15 protein-coding genes are annotated in these 14,771 nt (G+C 42.3%); 14 read left to right on the top strand and 1 reads right to left on the bottom strand.

Annotated features, from left to right (window positions below):
• Window positions 1-19: 19 nt before the first annotated feature.
• The 12 genes from EHV15_RS35255 (at window position 20) to EHV15_RS37800 (ending at window position 11,203) form a co-directional block, all read left to right on the top strand.
• Window positions 20-814 (top strand): helix-turn-helix transcriptional regulator, encoded by a 795-nt coding sequence (locus EHV15_RS35255; protein ID WP_178076121.1) that lies wholly within the window; start codon window positions 20-22, stop codon window positions 812-814.
• 41 nt (window positions 815-855) lie between these two features.
• A complete protein-coding gene (locus tag EHV15_RS35250; protein ID WP_128635920.1) occupies window positions 856-1,464 on the top strand; it encodes a hypothetical protein in 609 nt (202 codons plus the stop codon).
• 111 nt (window positions 1,465-1,575) lie between these two features.
• Window positions 1,576-2,199 (top strand): P-loop NTPase family protein, encoded by a 624-nt coding sequence (locus EHV15_RS35245; protein ID WP_128635919.1) that lies wholly within the window; start codon window positions 1,576-1,578, stop codon window positions 2,197-2,199.
• Between the two features lie 147 nt (window positions 2,200-2,346).
• A complete protein-coding gene (locus EHV15_RS35240; protein ID WP_128635918.1) occupies window positions 2,347-2,859 on the top strand; it encodes a hypothetical protein in 513 nt (170 codons plus the stop codon).
• 678 nt (window positions 2,860-3,537) lie between these two features.
• A complete protein-coding gene (locus EHV15_RS35235; protein ID WP_128635917.1) occupies window positions 3,538-3,957 on the top strand; it encodes a hypothetical protein in 420 nt (139 codons plus the stop codon).
• 21 nt (window positions 3,958-3,978) lie between these two features.
• Window positions 3,979-4,611: a hypothetical protein gene (locus tag EHV15_RS35230; RefSeq protein WP_128635916.1), complete on the top strand. Its 633-nt coding sequence runs from the start codon at window positions 3,979-3,981 to the stop codon at window positions 4,609-4,611.
• A gap of 12 nt (window positions 4,612-4,623) precedes the next feature.
• A complete protein-coding gene (locus tag EHV15_RS35225) occupies window positions 4,624-4,902 on the top strand; it encodes an FmdB family zinc ribbon protein (RefSeq protein ID WP_128635915.1) in 279 nt (92 codons plus the stop codon).
• A gap of 27 nt (window positions 4,903-4,929) precedes the next feature.
• Complete coding sequence (locus EHV15_RS35220) at window positions 4,930-5,190, top strand: hypothetical protein (RefSeq protein WP_128635914.1); 261 nt, start codon at window positions 4,930-4,932, stop codon at window positions 5,188-5,190.
• A 393-nt stretch (window positions 5,191-5,583) separates the two neighbouring features.
• On the top strand, window positions 5,584-5,913 hold the full coding sequence (locus EHV15_RS35215; RefSeq protein ID WP_128635913.1) for a hypothetical protein: 330 nt from the start codon (window positions 5,584-5,586) through the stop codon (window positions 5,911-5,913).
• 149 nt (window positions 5,914-6,062) lie between these two features.
• Window positions 6,063-10,082: a DNA topoisomerase 3 gene (locus EHV15_RS35210; protein WP_128635912.1), complete on the top strand. Its 4,020-nt coding sequence runs from the start codon at window positions 6,063-6,065 to the stop codon at window positions 10,080-10,082.
• Window positions 10,083-10,183: 101 nt separating this feature from the next.
• Window positions 10,184-10,516 carry a hypothetical protein gene (locus EHV15_RS35205; protein WP_128635911.1) on the top strand — a complete coding sequence of 111 codons (333 nt, stop codon included), beginning with the start codon at window positions 10,184-10,186 and terminating at the stop codon, window positions 10,514-10,516.
• 3 nt (window positions 10,517-10,519) lie between these two features.
• Window positions 10,520-11,203: a restriction endonuclease gene (locus EHV15_RS37800; protein ID WP_246062111.1), complete on the top strand. Its 684-nt coding sequence runs from the start codon at window positions 10,520-10,522 to the stop codon at window positions 11,201-11,203.
• A gap of 63 nt (window positions 11,204-11,266) precedes the next feature.
• Here the strand turns inward: EHV15_RS37800 and EHV15_RS35195 are convergent, their stop codons facing one another.
• Window positions 11,267-12,277: an HD-GYP domain-containing protein gene (locus tag EHV15_RS35195; RefSeq protein WP_128635910.1), complete on the bottom strand. Its 1,011-nt coding sequence runs from the start codon at window positions 12,275-12,277 to the stop codon at window positions 11,267-11,269.
• A gap of 553 nt (window positions 12,278-12,830) precedes the next feature.
• Here EHV15_RS35195 and EHV15_RS35190 point away from each other — a divergent pair.
• Window positions 12,831-14,159, top strand: a complete 1,329-nt coding sequence (locus tag EHV15_RS35190) for a PhoH family protein (protein WP_128635909.1) — start codon at window positions 12,831-12,833, stop codon at window positions 14,157-14,159.
• A gap of 87 nt (window positions 14,160-14,246) precedes the next feature.
• Window positions 14,247-14,720 carry a hypothetical protein gene (locus EHV15_RS35185; RefSeq protein ID WP_128635908.1) on the top strand — a complete coding sequence of 158 codons (474 nt, stop codon included), beginning with the start codon at window positions 14,247-14,249 and terminating at the stop codon, window positions 14,718-14,720.
• The last annotated feature ends 51 nt before the right edge of the window (window positions 14,721-14,771 follow it).

The following is a 14,771-nucleotide window of genomic DNA, read 5'->3' as shown; positions in this document are numbered from 1 at the left end:
AAAGTGAGGGATGAAAGACATGCCTGCCAAGGATGACTTCCAGCTTGGACCAGAACGGCTTGGCCTTAGCGAGCGAGACATCATGTATCTGCTCGTATTTCGTGAACTCCATAAGCACAATGCATCACCTTCTGAGATGTACGATGTTGTTCGGGAAGAATTGAGTACCATCGATCGCGGCCGGGCCCGCTCCTACTTGTATCATGTAGTGAGCCAAATGGAATCCTTTGGCTGGATCGAAACCATCCGAACCAAGAACAAAAACAATAAAAAGTATTATGCTATCACCAGTACAGGGCGGGCGAAGGTTGATAGCTTTAGGGAATCATGTTTAGACTCCATTAAGAGCCTTAAAGGAATGGCTGACCATTTTTCATCCCATATCACCGGTACTGGAAACCCGGAACCGATGGAGCTCACTTTAGCACAACGTAAAATGTTTAGTCGTCTGATAAACGTCCGCTATCTGAGTCGTTATCTCATCCTGAAAATCCTTACGGAACCGGACCATCGGGAGGAGACCGGAAAAAATATATGGTATCTCCTTAAGGAACGTCACCAGTGGCAACCGGCTCAAGGTTACTTTTATGAACTAGCTCATGAAATGGAATTCGACCAAGGCTATATCAGAGGAGCATGGACAACAGCACGAAGAAGCTCCTACATCTACCGCCTCACTGATCTAGGAATAGAAGCTATCGATAAAGAAGCGGAAGCTGCACTCCATTTCCTTCGTCAGTTGCAGAAATACACCAACTTCATCCTTAATCTCTTTCCGGAGCATAATCAGCCGAACAATCACGCTTCGGTGTGATCGGATTACGAGCTTCCAATAGTACAGGGAGAGTGAATACATTGCAATCATTAAACTTTACGCTCGAGCTTTTCAAAAAATACGGGGTTCCTTTTAAGCTTAATGGAGAGGAGCGTACCGAAAAAGAACTGAAGGTCACCCGCCTTGAGGTTTCCAAAGAACATGTCTTAAAAGGCCACGTTCAAACGTACCTCAAAGTCATTGAATCTCTTGAAAAGAAGAAACAAAAGGGTCGAAGCTCGCTTATAATCCTTTTTGATGGTTATGGTGAGAATGATAACCGTAAAATGTATGATGTGCCTGAGATTAAATCTTGGGTTCAGAAGATTGTAAAAAACAAGCCTCACCTCTTCTACTTCATGGTCAACATAAGCGACAATTATGTTCATGATATGGCCCTTTGTATGGTTAATCCAGTCAAATCCTTTATCCCAAATGAGTTGCAGAGATACATGGGAACCCCTATGCTCGTATTAAATGGTGCAGATGCCACGCCGGCGATTCGAAAATTAACGGAGAGCGCCTTCCTTTACGCCAAAAAATTAAAGCATACACATGAAGACCTCATGGATCTCTGTATGACACTGCTAGACAATATGTGTTACGAGCAACATCTCAATGAAAACAAACAGCGGGTTCAAGATGCTTGATCTTCGAAGTTAATTCAATGCCTCGTTGAACGAAGCAGCATTATTTAGACGTTGAATGTCGATTTAGCGTACAATAAAACATATGGTGATCCCGAAGAAAGGTATCCAAACATGAAGAATATAATTGAAGACGCCATTGCCTATGACATGAAGGTAAATACACATGGGGAGCGATTCGTTCAAAACCTGCAGCTGGCTTTCAAATGGACGGAGGACCCCGCGTTTGCTCATTGGATTGCCGAAGCAATTGGCCAAGAGAAGAACATACTAGTCTTTGGAAGATGTCGCAGCGGGAAAACCAAACTCGTGAACGAGCTCCTCGGAATGATTGACCCGAGTAAAAAGTTCCGATATATCTATCGTTCCACAGGAGATTCATTCCACGATTATGAGATGCAGACTGAATTTCATGACCGCATTGAATACTCCATTAACATGGAAAAAATGCCGTTTCACATTTTGAAAAGAGGCATTCCTTCTGAAGATCCGCGTTACTGGATGAAGCCGGAATTCTTTGTGATCGATGATATTCATCGTAGCGACCTCTCAAATATCGTGAGTCGCATAAAAAAGGATATTCAGTTGCCGATGATCGCGACGTTCCAATCATATAACAAGGATGATCTCGATTATATCAATATGTATTTGAAAAGTTTCTTCGACCTCTTTATTGTGGTTGAGTCCTATCAGAACATTTCGCACGTTCTCTTTAAACAAGGGGAGGAAGGAAGTTAAATGATTGGTCATATCTCTTTGTGTTACAAGACGGAGAAATACGAGAAAAGGAAAACGTTCTTGGTACGATTTACCTACAAAATGCGATTAAACGATATATAAACCTGTGGGGGTCCCACCCCAACTTGGAATGAGGTGACGCTAAAGATGATGGTCAATCAGTTTTATGAAGAACATAAACGAGAGAGACGATATTTGAATCGGAATCCCTATAACTGCAAATTCGTAAAAGAGTCTCCGAACGGTGCCCGGCTTTACACCATGGGTTTTTGGATTTTTAAGGTAAGTGTAATTGTCGCCAGGGAAAATGGTCTTTGGCATTTAAGCCTTTCAGGAAATCGTCGTAAACCTTCGCCACGACAAGTCTTTATCGCACTAAGCGAATTAATACCGCTTGAGGTCAAAATGGAAGTTCGGAATGGTGTCGGTCTCGATCCGTACTGCATTCATCTATTCCAGGTCGAGGGAACTTACATCGAAGCCATCAAATGGATGGAGAATCGTGGATATGAACTGAATCTCCATGAAGGATACGGATGGTATAAAGGGCCTGTCTGCATTGCATTTGCTTATCTTGAAGAGAACAAAAACTGGACGTTAAAGGACTTTATAGATTTTGTGATCAGGCAAGAAAATAAGCATTTTGAAGGCTCAAATTAGAGGGAAATACATATTTCAATTTACGGCGCTTCCTGCGACGTTTTAGAAAGCCAACCGAAATTTCACATTACGTACCTTAAGTCTGCAGGCACCTTTCAGAGGGAAAACCTAATTATGATGGACGAATTAGAGGGCTATTTCAATCTAACCTAGGAATTCAAAAGGATATGATGTATAATTATACTAATTGAATACTGGAATGAGGAAGCACCTCAAAAGGGAACATCTCTTTTTTGGTGCTTTTTTTCATTCGAATTTACTTTAAAGAGAGGATTCCACCATGCTAGCTGAACAAATGATGGAAGAAGAAATCTGGCATCACTCCCTGGGGACGATCCGCGCGTAACTTTTATAAAATCCCCCTCATAATGACCAAATATATAAAATGCGGGAAACGATCGAACAATTCCGTGCACTGTCAAAGGAAGTTGAAAAGCACACCCTGCGCCTTGAAAAAGGCCCGGCATTAGGTCTCAAACCTTCTCACATCTGAATCAGTGCGTCGGATTATACAGCAGCGTTTTAACTGCTTATTATCAACACATTATGGTAAGGGTTTACCCTTGAAAACTCCGCTTAAGATTGACATCTGGTTTTAATCCTTAGACTTTGCTTTATGGTAGAATCAATCATATAAGTACAATGAAATCTCTGTTACTGGAATTGGAGGGAAGTATTATGAAAAATCATATCGTCTATCTTAATCATAAAAATAGATCAAGCTATAAACTTATTTTAAAGGCGTATGCCAAACAAGTACTACTAGATAAAGGTGAGGTTCACTATTTAGATTTATCCACCGACTCTGATCGATTCGATGGTTTACTCCCAGAATGCTACTACTACGGCGATGAAAGTGCGTTTGAATCTTTCCTCCTCAATATAACTATAGATCTCAAGAAAAGGCTAACGATTTTACAAAACGGGGAATCCGTAGATAACTATCCTTTTGTAACTGTAATTGTGGTTGATATTGAAAATGAAAACAATCAATTATCCTTATCAACGGCAATTGCTCCTTACATAGACTACATTCGATCTTTGAAGTATGCATTTTTTTTATTAGGATTAGATTTAAAGCTGGCTAATAGTAATTGACGCTAAGGAGGGTTGAAACTTGTGAATAAAAATGAAAAATATCCGCTCATCAAGGCCCGCACCCATCACTACTGTTCCAAGTGCCACATGGAAATTAAGGTCGGGCAAAGCTATTACAAAATTCCATACGACACATGCACCTCCTGTTATGAGGAAGTTATTCAGGAGAAAGCTTATGGACAGTACAGGCTCCGTCAATTTAGGTCAAATGGTCCGAATGATTTGGTACGGGATCTTAACGTCATTCAAACCGAAATCAAGGACGGGCTACACCGACAACCATTCGAGAGCGTTGGTCCAGAGGTGAAGTTGACCCTATTTACATTCATCTTCCGGGACCATTCGACCGAAGAGGACGGGGAGGAATATGTATTAGCGTCGGACGAACATCAAGCCTTATCTGTACTTAACGATTTCTATAAGGATGATGAATTTTCTCTCAAACCCGGTGAAGTGCCGATTAAAAAAGCTGATTATCGCCACCCGCTTCACTTCCGATACGAGGGAATCATCCCTGTGAACGATTACATTGAGCTATTCCATTATCCTCACTTCGTCGGTAGCACAAGTCCGAATATAGGGATATCTACCAAAATCCTTGTAGGACGTAGTGAATCGAAACGTACTGCGGATCGTATTGTTAAGTTCCGGTAAAGGAGATTTTTCATGAAAAAAAATATCTCTGAGATCCTAGAACAAGCAGGCGTTACAATTGACGATCTGGTCTCTGCCATCAACCTTGCAGGTGGCCGCGACCCGGGCACGCCAATTATCTACTCAGAAAAGTGCGAGATTGCTACTTGCGGGAAAGTCTTTTTCAGTGTCACACAAGATCATTTCATGCGTCTGAATAACAATCATCCAACCCATTGCCCAACATGTCGTGAAGCCATCCGCCGAAAAAAGAAAGCAGAATTGAAAAGAAACAAATACAGTCGCAAATGATCATTTATTAATAGAGGAGAATCTCTTATGAAGATACCCGAATTGGAATCTCGCTTAGAAACCCTTCGAAGTGAGGGAAAGCATGAGGAGGCTGACTCCCTACAAATTGAGATTGGAAAACTAAAAGCGAATGCAATTACTGGATTCATGCAATTCCCTTCAAATTCAATCGAGAACTTAATTTCCTTGATGAATAAGCCGATTAAAGCCAAAGACGAAAACCATGATATATACCTGGTTCGATTTGAAGAAGGAACCAACGTGCGCTTAACTTACTGGAAGGGATAGCATCTATTCGATGGCGGGTTTCGCCCTTTATCCCAGTTATCGGTATCGAAGTTGCAAAGGCTGATACAGATTCAGTTTTGAAGAAGGTCAAAGAAATTCGTGGATTCATGAAGTTACAAAAGGTTCATCTGTTTCATGAACATTCTTTCTTAGAAATATAACGTAATCGAATTTTATTGTGGAATTGAGTATTCAAAAAGGAATATATATGGAAGTCACTTCTACCGTTGTGTTTACAATGTTGATTTAACATCACCAGATAAATTGAGAAAATTTGAACATTGGAAAACAGAAGATGGGATAAAGCAAGGGTTGCTAAATATATAGGCAAACCAATTACTCCACCGCAAAATTCGCTTGTTTTACGATAAATCTAAAACGTGAGGAATAACCATGACAACACCATCATTTCCATTACTACTTGCATATGAAATCTTCTACACCGAGTCTGGCCGAATATATCATCTCCCAGGTGAGAGGAAAAGAATCCTCCTAACAGAGGCGGAGTATACCGCCAGGATTCAGAAATATCGGGATACCAAGACAGAATACATGTTGCTTTATGATTACATGTTCGTACTTAAAAAGGACAAATGGGAAGCAATCCCTTCAGAAATCAATATCGATGAAGTTGAGTTCTATTATCAACTGTCCATCATAAACGAACAAGACTACATGAAACTCAAGTATCTTTATTCAGAGTACGGCAATAAAAAGAACTGACCGGGACACCTCCGGATGAGAAGAGATGACCTCGTTGTAAAATTGAGGTATAATAAATGTAATTGAATACTCATAAAAGCGAAGCACGCTCTTCCCCTTTAGGGAAAGTGTGCTTTTTTTATTTCGTGCTTTTAACGAGGAGGGCAGTAATGAAACTTGTCATAGCAGAGAAAAAAGACCAAGCCCAAAAGCTCGCTGCTCCTTTTCCGACAAAAGGAAACGGTTCTGGTTATGTAGAGGTTTTGCCATGCCCAACCTTCCCCAAGGGGGCTTATTTTTCTTGGGCAGCAGGCCATCTTGTTTCATTGATGGAACCTGAAGATTACGATCCGAAATTCAAACAGTGGAAAATGGAGCATCTCCCTATACTCCCGGATCAGTTTAAGTTGAAACCTTCAAAAGGGAAAGAACGTTTTTTCTCACACCTAAAAAAGTTACTACTGAATCCGAGCTTTACCGAAATCATTAATGCTTGTGACCCTGGACGTGAAGGTGAAGCGATCTTCACATTAATTTATCAACTGAGTGGATGTAAAAAGCCGGTTAAGCGTCTTTGGACTTCCTCGCTTACAAAAGATGCTGTAGCTGCTGCATTCCAAAAGCTACTTCCGGAATCGGAGAAAAAGAATTTGTTTTTCGAAGCATACGCACGGTCCTGTGCTGACTGGTTGGTCGGCATGAATACAACTCGAGCATATTCAATACTTCTCAGTGAGAAGGGGATTAAGGTTGAGAAGGGCGAAAGCTTTTCTACCGGCCGTGTTCAAACACCGGCTCTCGCACTTATTGTGGAACGGGAGGAGGCAATTGAAAACTTTGTTTCTACACCGTTTTGGGAAGTTCTTGCCGGATTCGACTTCAATGGACGAAAGTACACAGGACAATGGTTTACCGGCGAACAAAATCGACTTACGGATAAAGTCAAAGCAGAAAAGTTGGCCGCTTGGTGTTCCGGCAAATCAGCTTTAATTGAAGACATCCTGGAAGAGGACAAGGAGACGTTGCCACCTCATTTATTCAGTCTTTCTGCTCTGCAGACGCTTGCCAATAAACTGTATAAGCTAAGTCCTGAACAAGTCCTTGATTCTTGCCAGAGTCTCTACGAAAAGGGGTATCAAAGCTATGCCCGTACTGATAGCAACCGGATAACGGAAGAAGAGGCTAAGGAATTCCCATGTATTCTTCAGAAAATTAGCAAACTGGTGCCATATGCAAAATTTTTTCCTACTCCTATTCAGACGTTGATCGGTAATAAACGATATGTTGATGCTTCTAAGGTATCAGACCATTATGCCATAATTCCGACCGAAAACGTTCCGGAACTGAATGAACTGAACGATAACGAGCGCTTGATCTATGATCTAGTGGTGAAATCGGTCATTGCGGCACACTATGAATCAGCCATCTTCAAACACACAACAATCTTGACGTATGTTGGTGACCAATTCTCATTCTCTACCAGGGGGAAACGACTTATCCGTGAGGGGTGGCGCGTTGTTCTAGAGACAGAAGATCCAGATGAAAAGAAAGAAGATACACCTGCGCTCCCAGATGTGGTAAAGGGAGAAGAAGGCATCGCTGCTTCATGTTATGCCAAGGAAGGCTGGACCACCCCGCCGAAGCGGCTGACTCAGGGTGATCTGATTCCTCTGATGAAATCAGCCGGCAGCAACCTGGGGGATAAAGAACTTGAAAGCATCATGAGAAAAACCCATGGACTTGGTACTGAAGCAACGCGCGCGAACATAATCAAACGTTTAAAAGACCAGAGCTATATCGAGATCAAAAAGAATCTGGTTTATCCAACAGAAAAAGGCCGCACCTTGATAAAGGCTATCGGTCTATCCGCCTTGTCTTCCGCCGAAACAACTGCAAAATGGGAGCAGAAATTAAGTGAAATAGGTGAAGGTCGGTTTACACACACCAGTTTCATTGATCAAGCTCGAAAATTGGCCACCAAATTGGTATCGGATGCAATTGATTCGGTGCGTTCGTTGGACCTTGATACCGCAGCGACTGCACTGAAATCAGGAACATCCAGTCGACCAGCGTCCGCAGCCCAATCAAGACCTGGATCTTTAGGTAAAACTCGATCAGTATCAGGAAGCGAGCAAAAACCAGTCACTCGATCTGAATCGAATAATTCCACACCTTCAGATACACCACCAACGGAGCAGACACCAAACCGTGGTTTACAACAAACTGGCGGAACAACACAGGAACCAAAGCAACATCCTAATCCTGCATTAGAGAATTCCAATCGACCAGCGACGGATGCAGGTAGGGGACAACATCGTCAGCCTATAATGAAAGATTTGTATGTTTCTGCAGTCAAAATGGTGATTGAAGCAGGTCAGGTATCAGTTCCGCTTCTGCAGAGGAAATTGGCCCAGGGATATACCACATGCGCTCGTCTTATTGACCAGATGGAGCAAGAAGGGATTGTTGGTCCGTACCAAGGAAACTCTCCAAGGCGGGTTCTCATGACAATGGAGCAGTATATGAGCAGATTAAAAGATCACCCAGGAACCGTCGTTCAACCGGGAAAACAGCCACCCGAAGTCACGACACAAGCCTCACCTCCTGCAAGCCCTGTTCATAGATCAGAGGAGAAATTGCGACCTGTTGATGGGCCAGATAGTGAATTTACAGGCCCCCCCCCTCCTGTTAATGGTGTTCCGGAACGGCCATTACGTCAAGTACCCGCTGAACAGGATTTGGGGCCATGCAAAAAATGCGGCCGGCCGGTAATCGACAAAGGCGTTTTATATGGCTGTAGTGCGTGGGAAGATACCAAATGCGATTTTAAAATTAGCAAAACCATCAAGGGGGTACTGATTGAACGGCATGTTGTCGCCAAGCTCCTTCGAGGTGGAACAAGTGGGTTAATCCGGGGATTTATTCATAAATCGAAGGACCCCAATAAGCCGGATTCCACATTCGATGCAGTTCTTCTTTTCGATAAACAAGGCAAGCTTTGCTTTAAGTATCCGACCTTGGATATTTTGAAAGTTCCAACCTATTTGCTTAAGGCACCTACGATTGCTCCCCCTTCGGAGCAAGAACAGAAAAAGGAGTTTGCCGAAATCGAAAAAGAAGCGGCTAACTTGAAGTTGCCAGTGAAAGTTATCAAAGCTACTTATGGGCCGCGAGTTACTCGTTACGAATTGGCACCTGAAGCAGGGCTAAATATCGCGCACTTCAAGAGATATAAAGCAAATTTCCAATTGGCTCTTAAAGCCGAAAAAATCATGGTATACGTTCCGATCCCGGGAAAAAGCGTTGTTGGCATTGAAGTACCAAGCAAAATCCCTTATACGGTATTTCTTCGATCTCTCTTGGAAAATAAAGAGTTTCTTGCTTCAAAAAAGGACTTGTCGTTTCCGATCGGCATGGACATGTCAGGAGAACCGGTCTTTGCAGCAATACCAAAAATGCCTCACTTACTTGTTGCGGGAACAACAGGATCAGGTAAATCCGTATTTTTGAACTCTCTAATTGTGAGTCTCCTGTACGGGCACACTCCGGACCAATTGAAGTTCTTATTCATCGATCCTAAGATGGTGGAACTTTCTGTTTATGAGACCATCCCTCACTTGTTCGGGCCGATTGTAACCGACGTTCGCAGGGCCTTGATTGCCTTGAAAAAGCTTGTCGTTGAGATGGAAAAACGGTATGAAATTCTTCGTCAGTACGGGGTCCGTAATATCGAGTCCTACCACGAGCGGGTGCTCTCGGTAAACCATACCGCACCGAGAATGCCCTACATAGTTCTTGTCATTGACGAGTTGGCTGACTTAATGATTCAGACCGGTCCCGAAGTTGAAGACTGCATTCAGCGCCTTTCCCAACTGGCTCGAGCTGCTGGTATATATATGATTATTGCAACCCAGCGGCCCTCTAAACAGGTCATCAGCCCAGTTATAAAGGCAAACCTTCCTGTCCGGATCGCCTTTGCAGTCGCCAATCACCATGACTCACAGGTCATCCTTGATGAACCAGGCGCGGAAGAATTGCTTGGACAAGGGGATATGTTCTACCTTCCAAAAGATGGCGCAAAACGCCGTCTGGTATCTGCGTATGTATCCGATGATGAGATTGATAAAGTCGTTCAATATGTAAGCTCCAGTGGCAATAGAATCACGCCTTCTGCAGCACAAAGGAACTAGAACAAAAAAATACCTACCCGATTTTTGCAGACTGAGAAATGTCGCTCCATAATGATGGTAGGTATTTTGACAATTTTCATTAATTAGGAAGGTGAACATAGATGAGTGGTATCGATTTTTCCAAATATCCAATCGTTGACGAACTGATTCAGAATTGCGACATGGAGAATGAAAGAGAACACATCCTTTGGCTTCAAGGAACGCAAAACGCCGCGGCAGTTTTGCTTGCAGAAATGCATCTCTTGTGCAAAGCTGGCCTAAGCGATAGTATTCCGTTAAGAAACCGATCCAAAGTATGCGCCAACTATTATTACGGTACTGCCAACCATAAAGTGCATGTCTTTGCCGCACACCAGGCCCTTAATGACCTGGGAATGACCGAAAAAGATCTTTCAAAGTTATTCTCACATAAAGACGTATTCGGTAGGAGGTAAAATATGTGGCGTGTACAGAGGAAAGCTAGGAGATTATTAAAAAACATCGTCAATCTGATCGTCTTGATTTCAGCATTGACCGTAGCGATCACTTTATTTAAAAGGTATTCCTCAGGCCCGATTGGTGTTACGTTTCTTGATAAAGTTGTGCCAGACTTGTCTCAGCTCACAACTTCCGTGGAACCAATTTTCGATTGGATCAAAACATGGGGAGTGTTCTTCATCTCTGTGATTATCCTAACACTTGTGCTAATGAAGGTCATACCTTACTACCGGAAGATACGGATGGTCAGAAGATCGAACATTCACTCGATTGATGTCATGTCCGGAGATCAATTTGAAGAGCTTTTGGTTATCTTCTTTCGCATGCAAGGCTATTCGGCCAAAAAGACAAAACGAACTCGTGATCAAGGTGCTGATGTAGTCTTGAAGGCAGACGGAAAGCGAATTGTTGTTCAAGCTAAGAGAGAAAAAGGAAAAGTATCTAATTCAGCCGTACAAGAGGTTGTAGCTTCGAAAGCGGTATATCAAGCAACGGAAGCCTGGGTAGTCACCAACTCCTACTTTACCGAACCTGCCAAGGAATTAGCTAAAGCAAACGATGTCTTACTATGGGATAGGGATCGGCTTATTAAAGAGTTGTCGAAGTTGAATATGAAAGGTCAACAAACAGACTATGTAACATGATTTTTCAATAGAAGCTGCCTATCACGGGAGCTTCTATTCTGCTTACAAAAAAACACTCACAAGTTACGAGCTTGCGAGCATATTTTCGGGAAAAACCTCTTGTTCCATGTATAAAGTTGGGTCTTCTTCAAGACATTTTATAAAGGCCTCTACGATATCCGAATCGAATTGGTCACCAGAATTTTTCTTCAGTTGCTCAATAGCGGTTTCGACACCGAGTGCCTGCCGGTAGGAACGACTTGTTGTCATGGCATCGAACGCATCACAGATAGATACGATTCGAGCTTGCAAAGGGATTTCTTTGCCCTTTAATCCTTTAGGATATCCTTTACCATCCATCCTTTCGTGATGATGCAAAACAATATCATGCACCCCTTTGCATTTCAGTTCCTCAATCTCTTTAATAATTTGATATCCGTATTCTGGATGCAGTCGAATCGCGTCAAGCTCCGTATCAGTTAATTTTCCTGATTTCATTAGTACATGTTCTGGGACTCCAATCTTTCCGATGTCATGAAGTAAGGCTCCAATCTCCAAATAGTAAATATCCGATTCAGGGAGTTGCAACTTTTTGGAAAGAGCTCGAGCATATCTCATTACGTTTCTCGAATGAAGGGCTGTATACGGATCTCTTGCATAAACTGCCTTTGCAAGAGCAGTGATCGTGTTTTTGAAAAGCGTACTCAAATCTTCCTTTTTTTGAACGAGCTCGGCGTGGATATGATCAATTTGCTCATCTTGATGCTGAATTGTGTTGGTTATGCGTTCAAGACCACGCTCTAACATTCGAATCTCATCTCCATTAAAACGGTCATCCAGTTCCACCTTACCTTTGGTCGCATTATCCACTTTATTGATAATCATCAATAGCGGCTTTACAATTGGGCCGGTTATAAGATAGTTCAATGCCGCTAAGAAAATAAAGGTAGCTAAATATTTAACTGATTCTCTTGGTAGATTCTCTATTAGCGATTTGAGCTCCATGGACGAGTAGTCCGTAGCCGCTTGTACTATTATGAGAAATACAGTTGCAATAAAGCTGAAAAGTGTGGCTAATTTTATGCGGATAGCCATGTACTAACTGCCCTCCTAAAAACAAAAAAAGCCCACAGCAACCCATGAGAGGTTACCGTGGTGCTTCCACGTTTCATTTTATTTGATTAAATTAATTATAGCAGATCGTGGTCGTTTTTTGGAAGTCTTATGTGGCTTGTAAATTAAATGAGGAAACTTGAAGGTATTTTTGATTGACAGCAGGTAATTAATTTCAGATAATAAAACTAATTAAATACACGACTGAGGAAGCACCTCGAGGGCGAAAGCCTTTTGGGGTGCTTTTTTTGTTTTACAAGGAGATCATATGAAGAGAAACGATTTTGTTATAACCAAAGACCATTTAGTTGGGAGAGTAAAGAAAGTCTTTAAAGGCAGTGATTCGGTTATCGTGGAATTTCGAGTCCGCGTAAGTCATACCAAAAGACATATAAAAGTGATCAGTAAAATTCATCGCCATTCTTTAAAACTTAAGGGAGGATCAGAGTAGGAGATCATAATCTGCAAAGGATTGAGTGTTAAAAAACGTCGAGATTTTTGGCTAATCCAATTCTAAAATGGAGATGACCTTCAGATGAAAAAAATTTATGTGCTGGATACCAATGTACCATTAGCTGACCCGTTGGCTCCTTTTCAAGCATTCGCAGATAATGATGTAATCATTCCCGCCATTGTACTTGAAGAAATCGATGCCAAAAAGCGTAGTGACGATGATCTTGGCCGTAACGCACGTCGATTCTCTCGAATGCTTGATGCTCTTCGGGAGGAAGGAAAATTGCATGAAGGAATTCGGACCGCTGCAGGGGGTACCATCAAAATAGAAATGAATCATCGGAGCTTTTCAAACGTTCAGGAGGCATTTGGGGAATATACCAATGACAACCGTATATTGGCCGTTGCCCTTAACCTTCATATGGAGCAAAAGGAAGAGATCAATCCTCTGCCGGTGATTCTTGTAAGTAAAGATGTCCTGGTTCGGATCAAGGCAGATGTTTTGGGGATTGTTGCACAGGATTTCGAAAACGATCGAGTTGTGGCATCTGATGACATCTACCAGGGATATAACGAACTTAAGATTCATCCTGGTATCATCGACGCTTTTTATAACAATCGGGGAGTCAGTTTGTCGGAACTCAATCATCAAGTGAATCCCAATGAATTTATCATCTTGAAGGATGAATTCGGGACAACTAAATCCGCTCTTGGAAAGGTCGATATCAACAAAAAGATGCTTATACCTCTTTTTACAAACGACCAACCCGTCTGGGGGATCTCCGCAAAAAATGCTCAACAACGTATGGCTTTAGAACTCCTATTAAATGACGAAATTCCGTTGGTAACGTTAATTGGTAAAGCTGGTACAGGAAAAACTCTACTCACTCTCGCGGCAGCACTGAGCAAGGTGGAGGACGAACATAAGTACAAGAAACTGTTAATTGGCCGGCCAGTTATTCCTATGGGTAAAGACATCGGTTACTTACCTGGTGAAAAGGACGAGAAGCTCCGCCCATGGATGCAACCGATTTACGATAATCTCGAGTATTTGTTCGACACAAAAAAGCCCGGCGATATTGAAAAAATCTTGATGGGGATGGGGGGCATACAAGTCGAAGCTCTGACTTACATCCGAGGAAGATCCATCCCCGGCCAGTTCATTGTAATCGACGAAGCACAAAATCTTTCTAAGCATGAAGTAAAGACAATTGTTTCCCGTGCGGGCGAAGGCAGTAAGGTTGTATTGATTGGCGACCCTGAACAAATCGACCATCCTTACCTTGATAGTACTACGAATGGATTGACCTATATTGTTGAACGCTTCAAGAATCAAGATATCTCAGGACACGTGAAACTTCTTAAAGGTGAGCGATCGAACCTCGCGCAACTTGCGGCCGACCTTCTATAAAAAAACCTATTCGATTTTTTACGAAACTACCACAATTCACCTATATTGGGTATAATTAATACATGTAAAGACTGGAGATGGTAATAAATGCTGATTAGGCAAGTTGAACATCGCATCATTCTCGAATTGATGAAAGGGAAGAACGATTTCAAACAGATCGCATCCCGCCTCAGTATTGATTACTCAACGTTGAATTCATTGGTTCGCCGTTTGGTAACCTACGATGTCATCCGTCGTAATGACGATGGCTCCTATCAAATTACAACTGCCGATCTTATGGTGGCTTCGGACCAAGAAGTGCAGAATCATAGAAGAAATAACCCGAACCGAAAGTTAGGGATAGACAACCCTTTGCCGCTTGTAATGGGTGAGGAACTGGAGGATCTGAAAGAGTTCATCAAAATCCAGTGCGAAGAGGAGGTTCCTCGCAGTACTATCCTAAAACGTCTAAAAAGATACGGATACGTTTTAAGCCGCATAGAGTTGCTCCAATTTGTGGAGTATTTCAATTTAGCACCCAGACGCAAGAAATCTAAGAATTCCGAAGTCGAGGTCGCCTAATGGCGGAGAAGTTTTCTTTGCTTGACAGGTAACATCAGGGTGATTTATGAT

Origin of the sequence: Paenibacillus oralis (assembly GCF_003863965.1) — a bacterium.
Classification (GTDB): Bacteria; Bacillota; Bacilli; order Paenibacillales; family Paenibacillaceae; genus Fontibacillus; species Fontibacillus oralis.
The sequence above is the reverse complement of the archived record's forward strand: the minus strand, read 5'-3'. Positions and strand labels throughout refer to the sequence as shown.